Raw genomic sequence first — 20518 nt, 5'->3', positions numbered from 1 at the left:
AGAGCGGTACTTGAACTAGCGCTTATTGTGTTGAGTGGTGAAGGTCAAAAGCGGTACTTGAGCTAGCGTTCATTATGTTGAGTGGTGAGAAGCGTGTGGTCGGCTTTGGTTTTGTGTCGGGTTTGCCCCTCACCCCAGCCCTCTCCCCAAGGAGAGGGCGCCGATTTGTGAGCCTTTCGAATCCGAGTTCGACTCGGTATTTCAAGTCGGTGTACCTCTCCCAAACACCTCGATCAGTCCCCTCTCCCTCCGGGAGAGGGCTAGGGTGAGGGGCTCTTGATTTGGCTGTTGATCTGGCTTTTGATCTGGCTTTTGATCTGGCTGTTGATCCTGCTCTTGATCTTCAGCCCCATCGGCAGGCCGAGCGGAGGTGTTCATCCGGGGTAGGCGCGCAGCGCCGTTTGGCGAAGCCAAACACATCGAGAGGAGGTGCAGCGAAGCAAACCGGAGGCGATGCCCCCGGATGGACACCGTAGCGAGGGAACACTGAGCCTAAGCGAAGTGCCGTACGTCAGGGAGCAGCCCTTTTGGTTACTTTTGGGGCGTTTGCCAAAAGTGACCCGCCGTAAGGGCGGAACCCTAATCAGCAACACCCGCAGCAACGGATATGCCCACAAACCCCAGAACCCCAACCCCCAGAAATCCCAGACAAACAAACCCACCTCCGAAATCCACGGTATTTCAGAAGGCGAGATCTCGAAGACACCTCACTGCTCCTGCGCCCGATAAGCCCCCGGCGTCACCCCCGTCCACTTCTTGAAAGCCCGATGAAACGCCGACGGCTCGGAAAACCCCAACTGCTCGGCAATCTGTTGCAACGACAGATCCGCCCGCCCCAGATGATAAATGGCGATATCCCGCCGCAACTGATCTTTCAACTCCTGAAAACTGCTGCCTTCCTCGCGCAAATGCCGACGCAGTGTTTGTGGACTGATGTGCAGGTGCGCCGCCACGGCTTCCAGATCCGGCCAACGATTAGTGTCCCTGCTGAGCAAACGACGCAGGCGGCTGCTGAGACTGTCGCCGCCGTCGGGGCGCGAGAGCAGGTCGGCGGGAGAGCGCTCAAGGAAATGCTTGAGCGTGCGTTCGTCCTGCAACAACGGCATGTGCAGGTAACGGCTGTGAAACAGCAGACTGCTTTGATCCGCTGAAAACACCAACGGGCAGGGAAACAACAGATCGTATTCAGCGCCGTGCGCAGGTTTCGCGTAGCTGAACGTCGCCTGCTCCAGGCGGATGCGCTGGCCGATCAGCCAACTGCCGAGGCGATGCCAGATCACCAGCAGGCTTTCGGTGAGGAAGTGATCCGGGTCCCACAACTGTGAATCGTCGAGGCTCAGGCGCACCCATTCGTCTTCGCGGCTCAGGGTCAGGCGCGGGGCGTCGGGGAATAGGCTATAAAACAATAAGCCGCGTTGCAGGGCTTTTTCCAGATTGCGGCAATGAATCGAGGCGTGGCACATCATGGCGAAGCTGCCGGGTTTGCTCGGTGCCTTGCCGAAGCCCAGGTATTCGTCGTCCAGTGCCAGCCACAGGCTCTGGATCAACTGGGTGAACTGCTCCGGGGCGATGCGCGCACGGGGCTCGTCGAGCAATTCAGGGCTGATCCCCAGTTCCAGCAGCAGGCCCGAATAATCGAATCCGAGGCGGCGCGCACCACCGAGGGCGGCACGGGCGAAATGACTGGCGATGGTGCGTTCGCGCATAAGCGACAAATCCTTCCTCTGGCGCCGGATGGTAGCTGGGGGTGAACCTGGCAACAAGGCGGATTTCCGCCAAATTGTAGGACGAGATCGGGCGAGTTGGCGGAAATCCGCCACACTGGATTAACCAGACGGTGACAAAAACGACCCTGTAATCCCTGATATCAAAAGGATTGCTACGAAACGCACCAAAGTGGCACGACGTTTGCGATAAGAGCGACAGAAGCGTGCGTTGATCCGGCAGGAAAAAGCGTCGCTCGACACAACAAATCCCTCCAGTGCAGGAGGGTTCGCAATTCAGGTTTCGCGGTCAGCAGATGGATGCTGCCACGCGGGACGCTTGAGGAATCTTGCAATGACGACTCGTCAGCCACTGTACAAATCCCTGTATTTCCAGGTGATCGTCGCAATTTGTATCGGTATCGCGCTCGGTCACTACTACCCGCAATTCGGCGTGGCGGTAAAACCGCTGGGTGACGGGTTCATCAAACTGATCAAAATGATCATCGCTCCGATCATCTTCTGCACCGTGGTCAGCGGCATCGCCGGTATGCAGAGCATGAAGTCGGTCGGCAAGACCGGTGGTTACGCACTCCTTTACTTCGAAATCGTTTCGACCATCGCCCTGTTGGTCGGTCTGGTCGTGGTCAACGTCGTGCAGCCGGGCAACGGCATGCACATCGACGTGGCCACCCTCGATGCTTCGAAAGTCGCTTCTTATGTAGCAGCCGGTGCTGACCAGAGCGTTGTCGGCTTCCTGCTCAACGTGATCCCGACCACCATCGTCGGCGCGTTCGCTACCGGTGACATCCTGCAAGTGCTGATGTTCTCGGTGATCTTCGGTTTCGCCCTGCATCGCCTGGGCGACTATGGCCGTCCGATCCTCGACTTCATCGATCGCTTCGCTCACGTGATGTTCAACATCATCAACATGATCATGAAGCTCGCGCCAATCGGTGCCTTCGGTGCGATGGCATTCACCATCGGTGCCTACGGTGTCGGCTCGCTGGTGCAGTTGGGTCAGTTGATGATCTGCTTCTACATCACTTGCCTGGCGTTCATTCTGATCGTGCTCGGCGGTATCGCGCGCATGCACGGTTTCAGCGTGCTGAAGATGATCCGCTACATCCGTGAAGAGCTGCTGATCGTACTCGGCACCTCGTCGTCGGAATCGGTACTGCCACGCATGCTGATCAAGATGGAGCGTCTGGGCGCGAAGAAATCGGTCGTGGGTCTGGTGATCCCGACGGGCTACTCGTTCAACCTCGACGGTACTGCGATCTACCTGACCATGGCGGCGGTGTTCATTGCTCAGGCAACTGACACGCACATGGACATCACCCATCAGATCACTCTGTTGGTGGTGTTGCTGCTGTCCTCCAAAGGCGCTGCCGGTGTGACCGGTTCGGGCTTCATCGTGCTGGCGGCCACGCTGTCGGCGGTGGGTCACCTGCCGGTGGCCGGTCTGGCGCTGATCCTCGGTATCGACCGCTTCATGTCCGAAGCACGCGCACTGACCAACCTGGTGGGTAACGCTGTTGCGACCATCGTGGTTGCCAAGTGGGTGAAAGAGCTGGACACCGATACCCTGCAAGCCGAGCTGGCTTCGGGTGGTCGGGGTATCGCTGATACCCGTCCTGAAGACGACCTGGGTGTGGCTGAAGGCCCGACGCCGAGCAACGTCAAGTAAGTAAAAAACCGGCATCACTGCGATGCCGGATTGTGAAGAGCCCTTGTGGTGAGGGGATTTATCCCCGATGAATTGCGCAGCGGCCCCTTCTTTGACTGAAAAGAAGGGAATACTGCGCAGTCCATCGGGGATGAATCCCCTCGCCACAGGGGTTTTTTCTTGCCTGCTGTTTGAGCGTAACGGTCACACTCGCTGACATTTCCGGTGATTGCCGTACGCGGTATCGCTGCCTAGGCTGAGTGCATCGCCCAAGGAGTTCGCCCATGTCTGCACCGCTGGCCTCACTGAAAATCCTCGACTTCTCGACGCTGCTGCCGGGGCCGTTCGCCTCGCTGTTGCTGGCGGACATGGGCGCCGAAGTGTTGCGGATCGAGTCGCCGACCCGTCTGGATCTGCTGCGGGTGTTGCCGCCTCACGATCAGGGCATGTCGGCTAGCCACGCCTATCTCAATCGCAACAAACGCAGCCTCGCACTGGATCTGAAACAGCCCGAGGCACTGGAGGTGGTCAAGCAACTGCTGGCCGACTACGACATCGTCCTCGAGCAGTTTCGCCCCGGCGTGATGGAGCGTCTGGGCCTGGGTTATGAGGCGCTGAAGGCGATCAACCCGAAGCTGATCTACGTGTCGATCACCGGGTACGGCCAGACCGGGCCGTACAAGGATCGCGCCGGGCATGACATCAATTATCTGGCGCTGGCGGGGTTATCGAGTTACACCGGCCGCGCCGACAGCGGGCCGTTGCCGCTGGGCATGCAGGTGGCGGATATTGCCGGTGGTTCGCTGCACGGGGTGATCGGTTTGCTGGCGGCGGTGATTGCCCGCCAGCACACCGGGCAGGGCACGCACCTGGACGTGAGCATGACCGACTGCGCGTTCAGCCTGAACGCCATGGCCGGTGCCGGGTATCTGGCTTGCGGCGAGTCGCCGGGTCGGGAAGATCAGATGCTCAACGGGGGCAGCTTTTACGACTACTACCGCTCTCGCGACGGGCGCTGGATGTCGGTAGGCAGTCTCGAGCCTGGGTTCATGCAGCAATTGTGCACGGCGCTGGGTCGCCCGGAGTTGGCGGCGCAAGGCTTGTCGCCCAAGCCTGAGCAGCAGCGGGCGTTGAAATACGCGCTGACGGTCGAATTCGAAAAACATGACTTTGCCGAACTGTGCGAGTTGTTTGCCGGGATCGATGCGTGTGTCGAGCCAGTATTGAATCTGGGGGAGGCGGTGCGCCATCCACAGTTACAGGCTCGGGAACTGGTGACCCAGGTGCCGCGCGGGGATGGCACGACCCAGGCGCAAATGGCGTGTCCGTTGAAGTTTTCCGAGGCGTTGCCGGCGCCACGGCATGTTGGCGCGGGGTTGGGGCAGCATACGGATCAAGTGTTGGGGGAGTTGGGGTTCAGTCCCGAGCGGATTGCCGAGCTGCGTGCATCCAAGGTGATTCTTTAGCGTCTGTGTTGGCCCTATCGCTGGCAAGCCAGCTCCCACAGGTTTTGTGTCGGACATGGTTTATGTGGCCACCTCGGACACTGTGGGAGCTGGCTTGCCAGCGATGGGGCCAGTCAGGTCACTGCAAAACTGACTATTCCACGCGCATCTCACCACTGAACACCAAAGTGCTCCGACACCGCCGGCACAAATACCGCCGCCCCTGCCGCACCAGGCTATGGCGCTGCGCCGAAAACGGAAAATCACTGTCGGCACACGGGCACTTATAGATATAGCGGGTCACGCTGCGGCGTTTGATTGCATACGTGTGGCAGCGATCCGGCGGCAGTTCGTAGACGCCACGCATGATCAGTTGCCACTCCTCGCCATGGGGCTGGATGCGGTCGCCGAACAGTTGATGGGCGATCAGGTGCGCGACTTCGTGGGCCACGGTCTGTTTGAGGAAGTGTTCGGTGTTTTCCCGGTACAACTGCGGGTTGAAGCGCAGCAGGTTCTCGTGCAGATGCGCGACCCCGGCTTTTTGCCCGCGCAGCTTGAGGCTCACCACGGGGCGTTGGAAATGACGTTTGAAAAAGGATTCAGCGAGTTGGTAACAGTCTTCGACGCGGGTATTGAGTTGCTCGGGCATGCTTGATGGATCTCCAGAGGCGTCGAGTATGCCGCAACCCTGTGGACTTGCGAATCGCCGAACTGCCGAATGGTCATCAGCGAGACGAGAAGGCCGCCTTGCGGCGGCCTGTATTGGCAGATCTTGTTTTTCTCGGAGAGTCATTGCGTCAGTTGGTGTACACGGGGCCCACGCCCAGGCCCCAGACGATCACGGTGAACGCCATGATGGCCACCAGCACCACCAGACCCACCGCCAGCACCGAGCTGGAAAACAGAAAACCTTCGTCCGACGGAATATTCATGAAGGTCGGCAGCCCCACATACAGCAGATACACCGTGTAGCAGATGGCCGCCGTGCCGACGATCATCCCCAGCCACATATGCGGATACAGCGCCGCCAGCCCGCCGACAAACAACGGTGTCGCGGTGTAGGTGGCAAACGCCACGCAACGGGCCAGACTCGGGTTGGCGTCGTAGGTGCGGGCCATCCAGTGCACAAACGCGCCCATCACCGCGACCCCGCCGAGCATCGCCAGATACGACATGACCGTCATCCAGATGGCGCTTTCGACCGTGAGCATGACCGGCGCGCGATTGCCGATCACCCAACCGACCTGCGTGGTGCCGATGAACGCCGAGACAGCGGGGATCGCCGCCAGAATCAGCGTGTGTGTCAGGTACATGTGGCTGATGCTTTCCTCTTGGTCGCCACGGATTTCCTTCCATTCCTGATCGGGGTGGGTAAAAAGTCCCACTACGTGATGGATCATGCCAGTCACTCCTCTTGTTATTGCCATCGCCCCCCAACGGAGCGCCTACGGGCCAATGAGGCCGAGCAAATTCAGGTCTTCAGATGTGTGCGACCTTATGTCGCAGTATAGAAAGGACTTAACCGCACAGGGACTAGGGGCTTAGAGCAAATCGCGCTGTAAACAGGGGGCTTAATCGCCGCAGGCTCTTGGTATCAACTCTTGGTTATCCTGGAAATATATTTGTGGTGAGGGGATTCATCCCCGATGGGGTGCGAAGCAGCCCCAAAACCTCAGAACTCTATTTTCCCGATACTTCGCGGTGGATGGCTTGACGACTGCTGCGCAGCCGATCGGGGATGAATCCCCTCGCCACAGAGGGCAATGCAGACCTCGGAAGAATGGGACAGACCCACGGCCCTTCGCCCCCACGACGTTTTTGCGTAAAATGCCGGCCCTTCGTCACACCTCACGGATTTCGCGTCATGGGCACTCTTACGGTCAACCAGAACAAACTGCAAAAGCGCCTGCGCCGCCTGGCCGGGGAAGCGGTCGCCGACTTCAACATGATCGAAGACGGCGACAAGGTCATGGTCTGCCTGTCCGGGGGCAAGGACAGCTACACTATGCTCGACGTGCTGATGCACCTGCAGAAGGTTGCACCGATCAAGTTCGAGATCGTCGCGGTGAACATGGACCAGAAACAGCCGGGCTTCCCCGAGCACGTGCTGCCGGCCTACCTCAAAGAGCTGGGCATCGAGTACCACATCGTCGAGAAAGATACTTACTCGGTGGTCAAAGAGCTGATCCCCGAAGGCAAGACCACCTGTTCGCTGTGCTCGCGCCTGCGTCGTGGCACGCTGTATACCTTTGCCGACGAAATCGGCGCGACCAAAATGGCCCTCGGTCATCATCGCGACGACATCGTCGAGACGTTCTTCCTCAACATGTTCTTCAACGGCACCCTCAAGGCGATGCCGCCGAAGCTGCGCGCCGATGACGGCCGCAACGTGGTGATCCGTCCGCTGGCGTACTGCAACGAGAAGGACATCCAGGCCTACTCGGACCTCAAGGAATTCCCGATCATCCCGTGCAACCTCTGCGGCTCGCAGGAAAACCTGCAGCGTCAGGTGGTCAAGGAAATGCTTCAGGACTGGGACCGCAAGACCCCGGGGCGAACTGAAAGCATCTTCCGCAGTCTGCAGAATGTGGTGCCGTCGCAACTGGCCGACCGCAACCTGTTCGACTTCACCAGCCTGAAGATCGATGAGACGGCGGCTTCGCGCTTCGTCAATGTCGTAAACCTTTAAACACAAACTGTAGGAGTGAGTCCTGTGGTGAGGGGATTTAGCGAAACGTCGCACCGCCCCGATGGACTGCGCAGCAGGCCCAAGCTCTTCTGGGGGCGCTTCGCGCCCCATCGGGGATAAATCCCCTCACCACAGGGCTCACTCCTACATTGGATTTTCGTTTCATTTCCCAGGAGAGGGCATGCGCGATTACAAGTGGCTGCACGAATACTGTCTGAACCGCTTTGGTTCGGCGGCTGAACTGGAAGCCCATCTGCCCGTTCCCAAGACCCCGGCGCAATTGCGCAAAATCAGCGACGATCGCTACCTCTCGACCATGGCCCTGCGCGTGTTTCGTGCCGGGCTCAAGCACAGTCTGGTGGATGCCAAATGGCCGGCCTTCGAAGAAGTGTTCTTCAAGTTCGACCCGGAAAAAGTCGTGCTGATGAGTGCCGAACATCTTGAACGGCTGATGCAGGATGCACGGATCATCCGTCACCTGGGCAAGCTCAAGAGCGTGCCGCGCAATGCGCAGTTCATTCTGGATGTCGAGAAAGACAAGGGCAGCTTCGGCGCGCTGATCGCCGACTGGCCGGTGACCGACATTGTCGGTCTGTGGACCTACCTGAAAAAACACGGCCATCAACTGGGCGGACTATCGGCCCCACGGTTTTTGCGCATGGTCGGCAAGGATACATTTGTGCCGAGCTACGACGTGGTCGCGGCGCTGAATGCGCAGAAGATCGTCGACAAGGTGCCGACCAGTCTGCGCGATCTGGCGATTGTGCAGGATGCATTCAACCAGTGGCATGAACAGAGCGGCGGGCGGGCGATGAGCCAGATTTCAATGATGCTCGCGTACACCGTGAATCATTAAGACCGCGTCGCCCCAATCGCTGGCAAGCCAGCTCCCACAGTTTTTGTATTGATCACATTATTGTGTTTCAACACAGATCCTGTGGGAGCTGGCTTGCCAGCGATGGCGTCGGCTTAGGCGACGCTGATCTCGCCCTCGCCAGCCAGTTTGCGATTCAACTGATACCGCCACCGCACATACAGCAGCGCCGAGCAGAACACCGCCAGGCTCGCGACCATCTCCAGCACACCAAACCACTGCCGGTTCGGGTCATACGCCGCCAGTGCGCCTTTGATGAAATACAGATTCACCACAAAACACATCCACGAATGCCCACGGGCGCTGCCCATGATCATCGCCGGGGCGAGGACCAGCCAAGGGATCAGCTCGACCAGCAGAATCACCCACGGTCGGGCGCCATGCAGGTCGGCGAATACCAGATAGTAGGCGGCGAGCAGCCCGGCCAACGCAAAAAAGCTCAGTAGGCTGATCACCCGCATCGCCTTCACTCGAGGCTCAAGCCACTCGATGGAGGGCAGGATTTTCGGCTTCTTCGCCACCGTCAGCCCTCCAGTTTCTGCGCAGTCTTGGCCAGACGCAGGCCCAGCGCCCGGCACAGTGCGACTTCGTGCTGATCGAGGCCACTTTTACCATCCGCCCCAGCGTGATGGCTGGCGCCGTACGGTGTGCCGCCGCCCTGGGTTTCCAAGAGCGCCGATTCGCTGTAGGGCAGGCCGGTGATGAGCATGCCGTGGTGCAGCAACGGCAGCATCATCGACAGCAGCGTGGTTTCCTGGCCGCCATGCAGGCTGGCGGTGGAGGTGAACACGCCGGCCGGTTTGCCGACGAGGGCGCCGGTCAGCCAGAGGTTGCTGGTGCCATCGAGGAAGTATTTGAGCGGTGCAGCCATGTTGCCGAACCGGGTCGGACTGCCGAGGGCCAGACCGGCGCAGTTCTTCAGGTCATCGAGGGTCGCGTAGAGCGCGCCTTCGTCCGGGATGTCCGGGGCCACGGCTTCGCACTCGGTGGAGATCGCCGGCACGGTGCGCAAACGCGCTTCGAGGCCGGCCTGCTCGACACCCCGGGCGATTTGCCGGGCCATCTCGTTGGTCGAGCCGCTGCGGCTGTAATACAGAATCAGAATGTACGGCGCACTCACGGCAGCAACTCCAGGATCTGCTCCGGTGGACGGCCGATGACGGCTTTGTCGCCGACTTCCAGAATCGGTCGTTCCATCAGCTTGGGATGGGCCGCGATCGCTTCGATCAATTGTTTCTCGGTGAGACTGGCGTCGGCCAGGTTCAGGGTTTTGTATTCATCTTCCCCGGTGCGCAGCAGTTGCCGTGCGCTGATCCCGAGCTTGCCGAGCAGGGCCTTGATCTGTGCGGCGTCCAGCGGCGTTTCGAGATAGCGCACGACGTTCGGAGTCAGGCCGCGGGCTTCAAGCAGTTCCAGCGCGCCGCGGGATTTCGAGCAGCGCGGATTGTGATAAAGCGTCAGATCGGTCATGGCGGGTCGCTTCTGGCGTAAAGTGGCGGCTATTCTAACTGTGCAACGCGCAATCCAGAACCTCGGGAGGCGATGGGTCGCAGGCGTATTCAAATTTTCACAAGGAACAGGACATGACACGGCGATTGGCAGCGGCATTGACGATAATCGGGGCGTTGATGCTGGGGGGCTGCGGCAATGACTATGGTATCGACCAGAACGGTCAGAAAGTGGCGTCCGAGCGCCTCGACAAACAATGGGTGGTGATCAACTACTGGGCTGAATGGTGTGGCCCGTGCCGCACGGAAATCCCTGAACTCAACCATTTGGCGGATGAACTCAAGAGCAAGAATGTCGGTGTATTCGGGGTCAACTTCGACAACGTGCAGGGTGTAGAACTGAAAGACGCCAGTGAAAAACTCGGCATCAAGTTCACTGTACTGGCGCAGGATCCGGCGGAGTTGTTCGACTTGCCGCGCAGTGAGGCCTTGCCGGTGACTTACATCATCGACAACAAGGGCAAGGTGCGGGAGCAGTTGCTGGGGGAGCAGACAGCAGCGGGAGTGATGGCCAGGCTTGAGGCGTTGCAGGCGACCCAATAATGGCTTTTTGTGGCGAGGGAGCTTGCTCCCGCTGGGCTGCGAAGCAGCCCCAAACCCGGCCGCCGCAGTGCAACAGGTAAATTGCGGTAACCGATTTACGACTGCTGCGCAGCCGAGCGGGAGCAAGCTCCCTCGCCACAGGTAATCTTCAGCGGATCGAGGATATGAGGTTCAACCCTCTTCCAGCCACCAGCGCAGCGGCTTGCCTTGCGCCGGCCAGAAGCGCATCTGTTCGATCGGCGAAATATCCCAGCGCTCGACCTGCTCCAGTGCCTGAAGGAAGCGTTGTTCCTGCTCCATCAGTGCCGGCGCGCACAGTTTGCGGGTCTTGCCGATCTTGCCGAAGCTCAGCTTGTCGCCATCGAGGGTGTACGGCGCGAACCAATGGTTGCAGCCGCCGTTGCCGTAGGCGCGGCCATCATCGCCGAGGGTCACGGTCAGATGGCTGTAATCCATCAATGGCCGTTCGCCGATCCACTCCAGAATGTAGCTGCGGTTCTGGTGCAGTTGCACAGGCTCCGCGGCGCAGCCCGCCAGACCAACACCGACCAGAGCGGTCAGGGCAAGGCGTTTCATCACGCAGGCTCCTGGCAGTTCGGGCACAGATGTTTCTCGCCAACGGCTTTCCAGCCCAACTCGGCAATGCGCGCCGTGGCGGCCGGTTTTTCTGCGGTTTTGCCCAGCTTGGCGTCTACTGCGAACTCGAAGCTCAGCTCTTTGGCGCAGCTGTCGCAGTTGACCTGCCAGGTGTGAATCGCCAGTTCGCCGAACACCGGGCCCGTGGTCATTGCGGTCCATTGGCCTGGCGGATTGATCAGGTGGCGGACGGTTTCGACGGTCAGGCGCATGGACAAGTCCTTGCTGCCTTTAAGGGTGACCAGCAGGGCGTCACCGATGCGGATCGAGCCACCGTTGCCGGTGACCTGATAGCGGCCCGGTACAAGGGCGCGGCATTCGGTGAGGGTGTGTTGCGGGTTCATCAGGTTGTAGCGGAAATCGTGTTCGACCATGGGTCCTCCAAATATGCGCGACATGCTAGCACGGGCCACGTTGCAAATTGACGTGCGCTTGCGACCTTCGATCAGGTTCAAATCGACCTTGGCCCATGGCAAACTGCCGCCCTCGACTCTGAAGGAACGGAACATGGCGCTGATCGAATGTTATGAATGTAAGCGCAGCATCAGCTCGCAAGCCTCGGCGTGCATTCATTGCGGGGCGCCGATGGCGCAACAACAGGCCGACGCGCAGAGCGCCGGGGCACCGGCTAAGCCTGCGACGATTTCTTTCGGCAGTCTGCCGCGCAACAGGACTGTGGCCGAGGCTGCTGTCATCGCGCCTGAAAGTCCAGAGCCGTTACCGAACATCATGCCGGCAGCGGCGGGGCAACGGCGTCAGCAACCGGCCGCGCAAGCAGCCGTGACGCATATCAATGAGGACGGCAGCCGCCCGGTGGAAGGCTGGCTGAAGATCATGGTGTTCCTGTTGCCGATGGTGTTTGTCTGGTTCCTGCTGCGCAGTGGTCACTCGGCAAAACAACGCCTGTTCGGTTTTGGCTGGCTGGCGTTGCTGATTCTGGCGTCCTCCCTTAAGTAAGCGCTAAAGCGCTTAACCCTCGACCTGGTTCTGCGGTGCCCCCGCAACCCAGGTCGCGATATTGTCCAGGGTCGTCGCAGCAATCGCGCCCAGCGCCTCGCGTGTCAGAAACGCCTGATGCGCGGTGATGATCACATTCGGAAAGGTCAGCAAGCGCGCCAGCACGTCGTCCTGCAACGGCAGGTCGGAACGGTCCTCGAAAAACAGCTGCGCCTCTTCCTCATACACATCCAGACCCAGATAACCCAGTTGCCCGTCCTTCAAGGCATCGATCAGCGCCGGGGTGTCCACCAGACCGCCGCGACCGGTGTTGATGAGCATCGCCCCCGCCTGCATGTGCGCCAGTGAGTCGCGGTTGATCAGGTGTTTGCTCTGCTCGTTGAGCGGGCAGTGCAGGCTGATGATTCGCGACTGCGCGAGCAACTCCGGCAGGCTCAGATAACGGGCACCCAAGGCCAGCACCTGAGGATTCGGGTACGGGTCGTACGCGAGCAGTTCACAACCGAAACCGTGCATGATTTTCGCGAAGGTGGCGCCGATCTGCCCGGTGCCGACGATGCCGACCGTCTTGCCGACCAGATCGAAACCGGTCAGGCCATGCAGACTGAAATCGCCTTCACGGGTGCGGTTGTAGGCGCGGTGCAAGCGCCGGTTGAGGGCGAGGATCAGGGCCACGGCATGCTCGGCCACCGCATGCGGCGAGTAGGCCGGGACACGCACGACGTCAAGGCCCAGGCGTTTCGCCGCGGCCAGATCGACATGGTTGTAACCGGCCGAGCGCAGGGCGATCAGGCGTGTGCCGCCGGCCGCCAGACGCTCCAGCACGGCGGCGCTGAGGTCGTCGTTGATAAAGGCGCAAACCACTTCGTGATGTTCGGCCAGTGCGGCAGTGTCGAGACTCAGCCGCGCCGGTTGAAAATGCAGTTCGATACCCGCCGGGCAATCGGCACCAAGGAAACTGTCGCGGTCGTAGGTCTGGCTGCTGAAAACGATCGTGCGCATGAAATCCTCCTGGAGCATCGACTCGGGTGGCATAAACCAAGTCAACTTTATCGGTGTTCGCGCTGGCCGGTATTGCGCTGGGTCAGGCGCTGATCTTCGCTTGCGCGGCGAGGCGGTTGATCGCCCGTTCCAGCTCATCCAGCGCCGTCGACGCTTTCGGGTCGTCCTGTTTAAGCAGGGTTTCGCTGCGCTGACAGGCGGCGCGCAATTGCGGGACGCCGCAGTAACGCGTGGCGCCGTGCAGGCGATGTACACGTTCAATCAGGGCATTCTGGTCGTGGCTGTCGCGTGCCGTGCGAATGGCTTCGCGGTCGGCTTCCAGCGAGGCCAGCAGCATCGCCAGCATGTCCGCCGCCAGATCCGCCTTGCCGGCGGCCAGACGCAAACCTTCTTCGTGATCGAGCACCGGCAATTCGTGATTGCCCGCCGCGCTGTCACTGACGCGCTCCGGCGCCTGATTGCGCAGGGCCAGCCCGGTCCATTTCAGCACCACCTGCGCCAGTTGCCGCTCGCTGATCGGTTTGGTCAGGTAGTCGTCCATGCCGCTTTGCAGCAATGCGCGTTTTTCGTTGGCCATGGCATGCGCGGTGAGCGCGACGATCGGCAGGGGTGTGCAATGCCGTTCGCTCTCCCACTGGCGAATGGTTTCGGTGCTTTGACGCCCATCCATGCCGGGCATCTGGACGTCCATCAGCACCAGATCGAAGGATTCGGTCTGCACCGCTTTGACCGCTGCATAACCGCTTTCCACCGCGAGAACCTTGGCGCCCATGTCTTCGAGCAGCGTTTGCACCAGCAACAGATTGGCCGGGTTGTCATCGACACACAGCACCTTTGGTGCGCGACTCGACAATGGTTCGTTCGGCTCGTTGCGTGGTTGGCGCGGGTTGGCCAGATCCGACAGGGCGCGGCGCAATTTACGCGTACAGGCCGGTTTGGCTTGCAGCTGGCTGTGCGGGTTGGGCACCGATAGATGGAACAGTGTCTGTTCGGTGGTCGGGCACAGCACCAGCACTTTGCAGCCGAGGTGTTCGAGGTCCCAGATGTGCTGGTTCAGGCGTTCCGGCAGTATGTCGTTGCTGGTGATGCCGATTACCGCCAGATCGATGGCCTGATCGGTCTGATGCGCGCCAGTGACGCCATTGGTCAGGCTTTCCAGGGTGTTGAACGGCGTGACATTGAGGCCGCAGTCTTCCAGTTGATGCTGCAAGGCCTGACGCGCCAGTTCGTGGTTTTCCAGCACCGCTACACGGCGTCCGAGCAACGGCGCCGAGGGCAGGTCTTCGGCGTCGTCACGGGTTTTCGGCAGGCTCAGGCTGATCCAGAATTCCGAGCCTTCGCCCGGTGTGCTGTCGACGCCGATCTCGCCGCCCATCTGTTCGATCAGGCGCTTGGAAATCACCAGCCCCAGCCCTGTACCGCCGGGCTGACGCGACAGCGAATTGTCGGCCTGACTGAACGCCTGGAACAACGCGCGCACGTCCTGATTCGACAGGCCGATGCCGGTGTCCTGAATACTGATGCGCAGTTGCACGCTGTCTTCGTGTTCTTCTTCGAGCATCGCCCGGGCGACGATGGTGCCTTCGCGGGTGAACTTGATCGCGTTGCTCACCAGGTTGGTGAGAATCTGCTTCAGGCGTAACGGATCACCGACCAGCGACAGCGGCGTATCGCGATAAACCAGGCTGACCAGCTCCAACTGCTTGGCGTGAGCGGCGGGGGCGAGGATGGTCAGGGTGTCCTGCAACAGATCGCGCAGGTTGAACGGAATGTGGTCGAGCACCAGTTTGCCCGCCTCGATTTTCGAGAAGTCGAGGATCTCGTTGATGATCCCGAGCAGGCTGTCAGCGGATTTTTCGATGGTGCCCAGGTAGTCGAGCTGGCGTGGGGTCAGCTCGCTTTTTTGCAGCAGATGCGTGAAGCCGAGAATGCCGTTGAGCGGCGTGCGAATCTCGTGACTCATGTTGGCAAGGAATTCGGATTTGATCCGGCTCGCTTCCAGCGCTTCTTTACGGGCCAGATCCAGTTCGATGTTCTGGATTTCGATGGTTTCCAGGTTCTGCCGGACGTCTTCGGTGGCCTGATCGACGCTGTGCTGCAGTTCTTCGCGGGCGTTCTGCAAGGTGCCGGCCATGCGATTGATGCCCGACGCCAGTTCATCCAACTCCTGACTGCCGAGCGGTGGCAGGCGGGTTTCCAGGTGGCCATCCTTGAGTTGCGCGACAGCCTGTTTGATCTGGCTCAGCGGACGATTGATGGTGCGGCCCATGCGCAAGGCGAGCAGCGCAGCACCGGCAAGCCCGGCGGCAATCAGCAACAGGCTGGCGAACAGGCTGCGATAACCGCGCAGCAGCATGCCGTTGTGTGACAGTTCAAGTTCGACCCAGCCGAGCAGACGGTCGGATTCTTCGGGGATCAGTTCGCCGGCGAGGTTGCGGTGCTTGCCGAACACTGGCATCAGGTAACGGGTCGCGTCATTGCCGCTGCGCCGTTGCAAGTGCGCGCTGTCACCGCTCGGTGCCTGATTGAGCATGGTCGGGCCGGCGTGGGCCAGTGGCGAGCGGTCCGGTGTGAGGAAGGTCACCGCGCGCACATCGGGTTGTTCGAGGGACTGAGTGGCGATGCGCTCCAGCAAGTCGCTGTTGCCATGACCCATGGCGGGTGCCACTAACGGTGCGAGTTGCTCGGCGATCATTTCGCCGCGCTGCATCAATTGGGTCTGCAGGTCGGACTGCTGCGTCCAGGTGAAATAACCACCCAACACCAGCGCCATCAGGCTGGTCGGCAACAAGGTCAGCAACAACACGCGACCTTTGATTCCCAGTTTCTTGAGCACGCCTATCTCCTGCATCCCGCTGATCCGTTGACTCATGCGTGCATCCGGCACGCGACATTGGCGCAGTGTAGCGATTTGCTCGCGGGCAATCTCCGGAAAAATACTCTCGTCTGCTGTCCGCCAGCGCAGGCGCGTTCGTCCGACGGCGCAACCTTGAGTTGCCCGCTGCCCGGCAATCTTGAATAATCGCGCTCAACTGAGAATTACTTGCAGATACTCATGACTCCTGTTTCCGTTGGCCAGCCACGCATACTTTCCATCGAGGACGATCCGGTTCTGGGTGCCTATGTTCACGAACATCTGGGCCGCAGCGGCTTTCAGGTGACCTGGTGTCAGAACGGTCAGGAAGGCCTGAACATCGCCAGGCGCCAGGTGTTCGACGTGGTGTTGATGGACATTCTGTTGCCCGGGCTGGATGGCCTGAACCTGCTGACTCAACTGCGCCAGAGCCACTCGACGCCGGTGCTGCTGATGTCGGCCCTCGGTGCCGAGGCCGATCGCATCAGTGGTTTCCGTCTGGGCGCCGACGATTACCTGCCCAAGCCGTTCAGCATGGCCGAACTGCATGTGCGCATCGAAGCGATCCTGCGGCGGGTGGCCCTTGATCGTCGTCCCGCGGCGTTGGCTGTGCCGGTGGCTACGGGCACGCTGCACTTTGACGATGAGCAATGCGATGTGTTCTTCCGCGAGCAAGCGGCCGGTTTGACCCGCAGCGAATTCCGCCTGTTGGAAACCCTCAACCGTAATGATGAAGAAGTGCTGAGCAAGGCTTTCCTTTACCAGCACGTCCTGCAACGCGGATACGCTGCACACGACCGCAGTCTCGACATGCACATCAGCCAGATCCGCCGCAAACTCAAAGCCATCGGCTACACCGAGCGGGAAGTGCGCACGGTGTGGGGCAAGGGTTACGTGTTGAGTGCCGCTGATGAAAATGTCTGAGCTGCCGGGACGGCACTCGCTGTTCTGGAAACTGGCCTGTCTGCTGGTCGCGTTCTGCCTGTTGATGATCTGGCTCAGTTGGTCGTGGGGCCGGTACATGGAGCAGCGCAACCAGTTCCTCTCGGACGAGGCGCGCGGCACGCTGGCCCGTTATGCCGCGCAAGCCGAGCAGGCGTGGCAGCGAGGCGGGCGCAGCGGCGTCGATGACTGGTTACAGAGCATGGAGTTGCGCGAGGCCAGTTGGGTCGGGGTGATCGGCGGCAACTTGCAGTCGCTGAGCAATGATCCGCTGAACGAACAGGAAATCCAGCACCTGACCTTCTTGCGCGGGCTCGACTGGCCGATTCACAAACAGGGCCGGCCGTGGCTGCGCATCCCGTTTCCCAAGGATCCGTCCGCCGGCAGTCTGGTGATCGAATTGCCCGAACGCTTTGTGCCGGGCAAATACCGGGTGTTCTGGCGAGTCATCACCAACGGCGTGATTCCCGGGCTGTTCACTTTATTGTTGTGCGTCGGGCTGTACCGCTTGCTGGTGGTGCCGCTGAACAACCTGCGGGAGCAGGCCAATGCCTGGCGCGCCGATCAATTGAATGTACGGCTGTCGAGCGGCATCACCCAGAGGCCGGACGAACTCGGCGAACTGGCCCGGGCGTTCGACTCAATGTCCGAACGCCTGCAAACCACCGTCGCCGTGCAGCAGCAATTGCTGCGCGACCTGTCCCATGAACTGCGAACCCCGCTGAGCCGGCTGCGCGTGGCCAGCGAAAGTGAACAGGGTTTGCCGCAATTGCGCGAACGCATCGGCCGCGAAGTCGACGGCATGCAACGGCTGGTCGAAGACACGTTGCAACTGGCCTGGCTCGACACAGACCGTTCGCCACTGCCAGACGAAGCGATTCAGATCCAGGCCTTGTGGGAGATGCTCACCGACAACGCCTGTTATGAAAGCGGCTGGCCGAGTCTGCAATTGCAGTGCGCGGTGGAGGCGTCGTGCTGGGTGCGCGGCAACTTGAATACGCTGGCGCAGGCGTTGGAGAACATTTTGCGCAACGCCATTCGACATTCGCCGGCAGGCGGGATCGTACGGCTCGATGGGCGACGGGATGGCGAGTACTGGCACCTGTGGCTGGAGGATCAGGGCGGCGGCGTGGCCGAAGCAGATCTTGAACGGATCTTTTCGCCGTTTACCCGGCTCGACGGTTCGCGGCCGGGGGATGGCGGGTTTGGCTTGGGTTTGAGCATTGCGCGGAATGCGGTGCAGCGCCAGGGTGGGCGTCTTTGGGCGCAGAACAGCGGTTCGGGGTTGCGACTGAATCTGCGGTTGGTGGCTGATGATGGCGCTGTCAGTCCCGACGCCATCGCTGGCAAGCCAGCTCCCACAGGTTCCAGCAGCGTGCCACCAATCTTCGCCCAACACCAAACTCTGTAGGAGCTGTCGAGTGAAACGAGGCTGCGATCTTTTGATGTTGTTAAGGGGCAAGATCAAAAGATCGCAGCGTTCCGCAGTTCCTACATGAATGCCTATCACCCTGTAAGAGCGAGCTTGCTCGCGATGTAGTCCGTTGGCGGAGGCCAATCCTGCGAGTATGCAGGAGCGCTCGCCTTCTTTTGTACGACATTTCCCAAGCTGTATCAGCGGTCATTTTTAGCGTCCTGAACGGTTTAGGCTCGTGCCTCAGCTGATCTCCAAGGGATTGCGCATGACTGTATCCAGCCTTACTGGCAGCCCGGATGGCGAACGCTTCAACGAAGTGCTCGCGCTGATTCACAGTTCCAGACATAAGGCCATGCAAGCGGTCAATACACAGCTGATTGAGCTTTATTGGCAGGTGGGGGCGCACATCAGTCGCAAGATTGAGCAGGCGGAGTGGGGGGATTCGGTGGTGGGGCAATTGGCCGATCATTTGGCTCTGACACAACCCGGGTTGCGAGGGTTCACTCGGCGCAATTTGTTTCGGATGCGCCAGTTTTATGAGATTTATCGGGGCGATCAGAAAGTGTCAGCACTGCTGACACAATTGCCTTGGACTCATAATTTACTCATTTTGACTCAGAGTAAGCTCTCTGAAGAGCGCGAGTTTTATCTGCGGATGGCCATTCAGGAGAAGTGGTCTACAAGAGAGTTGGAGCGCCAATTCAAAACGGCTCTGTTCGAACGAAGCGTCACCAACCGGCGAAAGCTTCCGCGGCACTGAAACAAGCCCATCTCGCAGCACTCGAGATTTTCCGTGATACCTACATGGTCGAGTTCCTCGATCTGCCCTCTGCTCATTCCGAAACCAATTTGCACCAAGGCCTGCTATCACGCCTCAGGATCTTCTTGATCGAACTTGGTCGCGACTTCTGCTTTGTCGGTTCCGAATATCCATTGCAGGTCGGCGGTCGGGATTTTTCTCTGGATCTTCTGTTCTTTCACCGGGGGCTCAACTGCCTTGTAGCCATTGAACTCAAGGTCGGCCGTTTTGAGCCGGAATACCTCGGCAAGCTGGATTTCTATCTGGAGGCGCTGGATCGCAATGTTCGCAAGCCTCACGAAAGCCCGGCCATCGGTGTCTTGCTGTGTGCAAGCAAAGAAGATGAGGTCCGAGTACGCCCTCAATCGCAGTCTTTCGCCCGCATTGATAGCGGAATATCAAACCTGTCTGCCGGATAAGCAATTGCTGCAGGCCAAGCTGCATGAGTTTTATGCCCTGGATACGGCGCACACAGTAAATAGCGACTAACGGCTGCTTATTCCCATAAACCATAAGCACCGCACTTTGCGTGATATGGCCTGCGCGGGTTTGCCGGTATGATAGGCGCCCCCGCACGTCTGGATTGCGAATACGCCATGACCCTGCAGTACCCAACCATCGCCGATTGCGTCGGCAACACTCCGCTGGTGCGTTTGCAGCGCCTGCCCGGTGCCACCAGCAACACCCTATTGCTCAAGCTCGAAGGGAACAACCCGGCGGGTTCGGTCAAGGATCGTCCGGCGCTGTCGATGATCACCCGTGCCGAACTGCGCGGGCAGATCCACGCGGGCGATACGCTGATCGAAGCGACCTCGGGCAATACCGGGATCGCCCTGGCCATGGCCGCCGCGATCAAGGGTTACAAGATGATCCTGATCATGCCGGACAACTCCAGCGCCGAGCGTAAAGCGGCGATGACCGCGTACGGTGCCGAGTTGATTCTGGTCAGCCAGGAAGAGGGCATGGAAGGCGCGCGCGATCTCGCGCAGCGCATGGAAGCCGAAGGCCGTGGCAAGGTGCTCGATCAGTTCGCCAATGGCGACAATCCGGAAGCGCACTACACCACCACCGGCCCGGAAATCTGGCGTCAGACTCAGGGCACCATCACTCATTTCGTCAGCTCGATGGGTACTACTGGCACCATCATGGGCGTCTCGCGCTATCTGAAAGAGCAGAGCGACAAGGTGCAGATCGTCGGTCTGCAACCGATGGAAGGCTCGGCCATTCCCGGCATCCGTCGCTGGCCGCAGGAATACCTGCCGAAGATCTACCAGGCCGACCGCGTCGACCGCATCGTCGACATGGCGCAAAGCGAAGCCGAGGACGTCACTCGTCGTCTGGCCCGCGAAGAAGGCATTTTCTGTGGCGTGTCCTCGGGCGGTGCGGTGGCAGCGATGCTGCGCCTGTCCAAAGAAGTTGAAAACGCGGTGATCGTCGCGATCATCTGCGACCGTGGCGACCGTTATCTGTCGACCGGCAT

General features: G+C 60.1%; 19 protein-coding genes and 1 pseudogene. 10 read left to right on the top strand and 10 right to left on the bottom strand.

Translation table 11 applies throughout. The features are described 5' to 3' along the window. Window positions 1-707: 707 nt before the first annotated feature. Window positions 708-1706 carry an AraC family transcriptional regulator gene (locus tag ACIONG_RS24090; protein WP_401303134.1) on the bottom strand — a complete coding sequence of 333 codons (999 nt, stop codon included), beginning with the start codon at window positions 1704-1706 and terminating at the stop codon, window positions 708-710. 352 nt (window positions 1707-2058) lie between these two features. On the opposite strand from ACIONG_RS24090, the gene ACIONG_RS24085 reads away from it, so the two are divergent. Together ACIONG_RS24085 and ACIONG_RS24080 are read left to right on the top strand one after the other, a co-directional pair. Further along, a complete protein-coding gene (locus ACIONG_RS24085) occupies window positions 2059-3393 on the top strand; it encodes a dicarboxylate/amino acid:cation symporter (protein ID WP_103306885.1) in 1335 nt (444 codons plus the stop codon). A gap of 263 nt (window positions 3394-3656) precedes the next feature. Beyond that, on the top strand, window positions 3657-4838 hold the full coding sequence (locus ACIONG_RS24080) for a CaiB/BaiF CoA transferase family protein (protein WP_401303132.1): 1182 nt from the start codon (window positions 3657-3659) through the stop codon (window positions 4836-4838). A gap of 133 nt (window positions 4839-4971) precedes the next feature. Here ACIONG_RS24080 and ACIONG_RS24075 read toward each other — a convergent pair whose 3' ends face one another. Next, complete coding sequence (locus ACIONG_RS24075) at window positions 4972-5466, bottom strand: SprT family zinc-dependent metalloprotease (RefSeq protein ID WP_213026320.1); 495 nt, start codon at window positions 5464-5466, stop codon at window positions 4972-4974. A gap of 148 nt (window positions 5467-5614) precedes the next feature. Continuing rightward, window positions 5615-6217: a Yip1 family protein gene (locus tag ACIONG_RS24070; protein ID WP_007917515.1), complete on the bottom strand. Its 603-nt coding sequence runs from the start codon at window positions 6215-6217 to the stop codon at window positions 5615-5617. A gap of 464 nt (window positions 6218-6681) precedes the next feature. On the opposite strand from ACIONG_RS24070, the gene ttcA reads away from it, so the two are divergent. Together ttcA and ACIONG_RS24060 are read left to right on the top strand one after the other, a co-directional pair. Then, a complete protein-coding gene (gene ttcA / locus ACIONG_RS24065) occupies window positions 6682-7506 on the top strand; it encodes a tRNA 2-thiocytidine(32) synthetase TtcA (RefSeq protein WP_103306883.1) in 825 nt (274 codons plus the stop codon). A gap of 181 nt (window positions 7507-7687) precedes the next feature. Beyond that, complete coding sequence (locus tag ACIONG_RS24060; RefSeq protein ID WP_007917512.1) at window positions 7688-8362, top strand: DNA-3-methyladenine glycosylase I; 675 nt, start codon at window positions 7688-7690, stop codon at window positions 8360-8362. A gap of 113 nt (window positions 8363-8475) precedes the next feature. Here the strand turns inward: ACIONG_RS24060 and ACIONG_RS24055 are convergent, their stop codons facing one another. From ACIONG_RS24055 to arsC, 3 genes are read right to left on the bottom strand one after another with little or no spacing between them, the layout of a single operon-like run. Beyond that, window positions 8476-8901: a DUF2069 domain-containing protein gene (locus ACIONG_RS24055; protein ID WP_401303129.1), complete on the bottom strand. Its 426-nt coding sequence runs from the start codon at window positions 8899-8901 to the stop codon at window positions 8476-8478. Between the two features lie 2 nt (window positions 8902-8903). Next, entirely contained in the window at window positions 8904-9500 is a 597-nt protein-coding gene (gene wrbA, locus ACIONG_RS24050) for an NAD(P)H:quinone oxidoreductase (protein WP_315449386.1), read from the bottom strand. Further along, the gene (gene arsC / locus ACIONG_RS24045) at window positions 9497-9850 is read right to left on the bottom strand and encodes an arsenate reductase (glutaredoxin) (protein ID WP_401303127.1); all 354 of its coding nucleotides are present in this window, start codon (window positions 9848-9850) and stop codon (window positions 9497-9499) included. Before arsC ends, wrbA begins: the two co-directional genes overlap by 4 nt. Window positions 9851-9963: 113 nt before the next feature. On the opposite strand from arsC, the gene ACIONG_RS24040 reads away from it, so the two are divergent. Further along, window positions 9964-10431, top strand: coding sequence for a TlpA disulfide reductase family protein (locus ACIONG_RS24040; RefSeq protein WP_103306879.1), 468 nt, complete (start codon window positions 9964-9966; stop codon window positions 10429-10431). A gap of 171 nt (window positions 10432-10602) precedes the next feature. Here ACIONG_RS24040 and ACIONG_RS24035 read toward each other — a convergent pair whose 3' ends face one another. Both ACIONG_RS24035 and ACIONG_RS24030 read right to left on the bottom strand, forming a co-directional pair. Further along, window positions 10603-11007: an META domain-containing protein gene (locus ACIONG_RS24035; RefSeq protein ID WP_401303124.1), complete on the bottom strand. Its 405-nt coding sequence runs from the start codon at window positions 11005-11007 to the stop codon at window positions 10603-10605. Further along, window positions 11007-11441 carry a hypothetical protein gene (locus tag ACIONG_RS24030; RefSeq protein WP_401303122.1) on the bottom strand — a complete coding sequence of 145 codons (435 nt, stop codon included), beginning with the start codon at window positions 11439-11441 and terminating at the stop codon, window positions 11007-11009. Before ACIONG_RS24030 ends, ACIONG_RS24035 begins: the two co-directional genes overlap by 1 nt. A 133-nt stretch (window positions 11442-11574) precedes the next feature. On the opposite strand from ACIONG_RS24030, the gene ACIONG_RS24025 reads away from it, so the two are divergent. After that, entirely contained in the window at window positions 11575-12024 is a 450-nt protein-coding gene (locus ACIONG_RS24025) for a hypothetical protein (RefSeq protein ID WP_213026315.1), read from the top strand. A 12-nt stretch (window positions 12025-12036) separates the two neighbouring features. Here the strand turns inward: ACIONG_RS24025 and ACIONG_RS24020 are convergent, their stop codons facing one another. After that, complete coding sequence (locus ACIONG_RS24020; RefSeq protein ID WP_401303120.1) at window positions 12037-13026, bottom strand: 2-hydroxyacid dehydrogenase; 990 nt, start codon at window positions 13024-13026, stop codon at window positions 12037-12039. A gap of 82 nt (window positions 13027-13108) precedes the next feature. Then, on the bottom strand, window positions 13109-15862 hold the full coding sequence (locus ACIONG_RS24015) for a response regulator (RefSeq protein WP_401303145.1): 2754 nt from the start codon (window positions 15860-15862) through the stop codon (window positions 13109-13111). Between the two features lie 219 nt (window positions 15863-16081). Here ACIONG_RS24015 and ACIONG_RS24010 point away from each other — a divergent pair, with 219 nt between their 5' ends. From ACIONG_RS24010 to cysM, 4 genes and pseudogenes are all read left to right on the top strand, one after another. Continuing rightward, window positions 16082-16804 (top strand): response regulator transcription factor, encoded by a 723-nt coding sequence (locus ACIONG_RS24010; protein WP_103306874.1) that lies wholly within the window; start codon window positions 16082-16084, stop codon window positions 16802-16804. After that, window positions 16791-18233, top strand: a complete 1443-nt coding sequence (locus tag ACIONG_RS24005; RefSeq protein ID WP_401303118.1) for a histidine kinase sensor domain-containing protein — start codon at window positions 16791-16793, stop codon at window positions 18231-18233. Before ACIONG_RS24010 ends, ACIONG_RS24005 begins: the two co-directional genes overlap by 14 nt. 271 nt (window positions 18234-18504) lie before the next feature. After that, window positions 18505-19527 (top strand): annotated as a pseudogene (locus tag ACIONG_RS24000) (YhcG family protein). A 107-nt stretch (window positions 19528-19634) separates the two neighbouring features. Continuing rightward, window positions 19635-20518, top strand: an 884-nt coding sequence (cysM, locus tag ACIONG_RS23995) for a cysteine synthase CysM (protein ID WP_401303143.1), incomplete at its 3' end; no start/stop codon positions are given.

Source organism: Pseudomonas sp. NPDC087817, from assembly GCF_044742875.1.
Lineage (GTDB): Bacteria > Pseudomonadota > Gammaproteobacteria > Pseudomonadales > Pseudomonadaceae > Aquipseudomonas.
The sequence above is the reverse complement of the archived record's forward strand: the minus strand, read 5'-3'. Positions and strand labels throughout refer to the sequence as shown.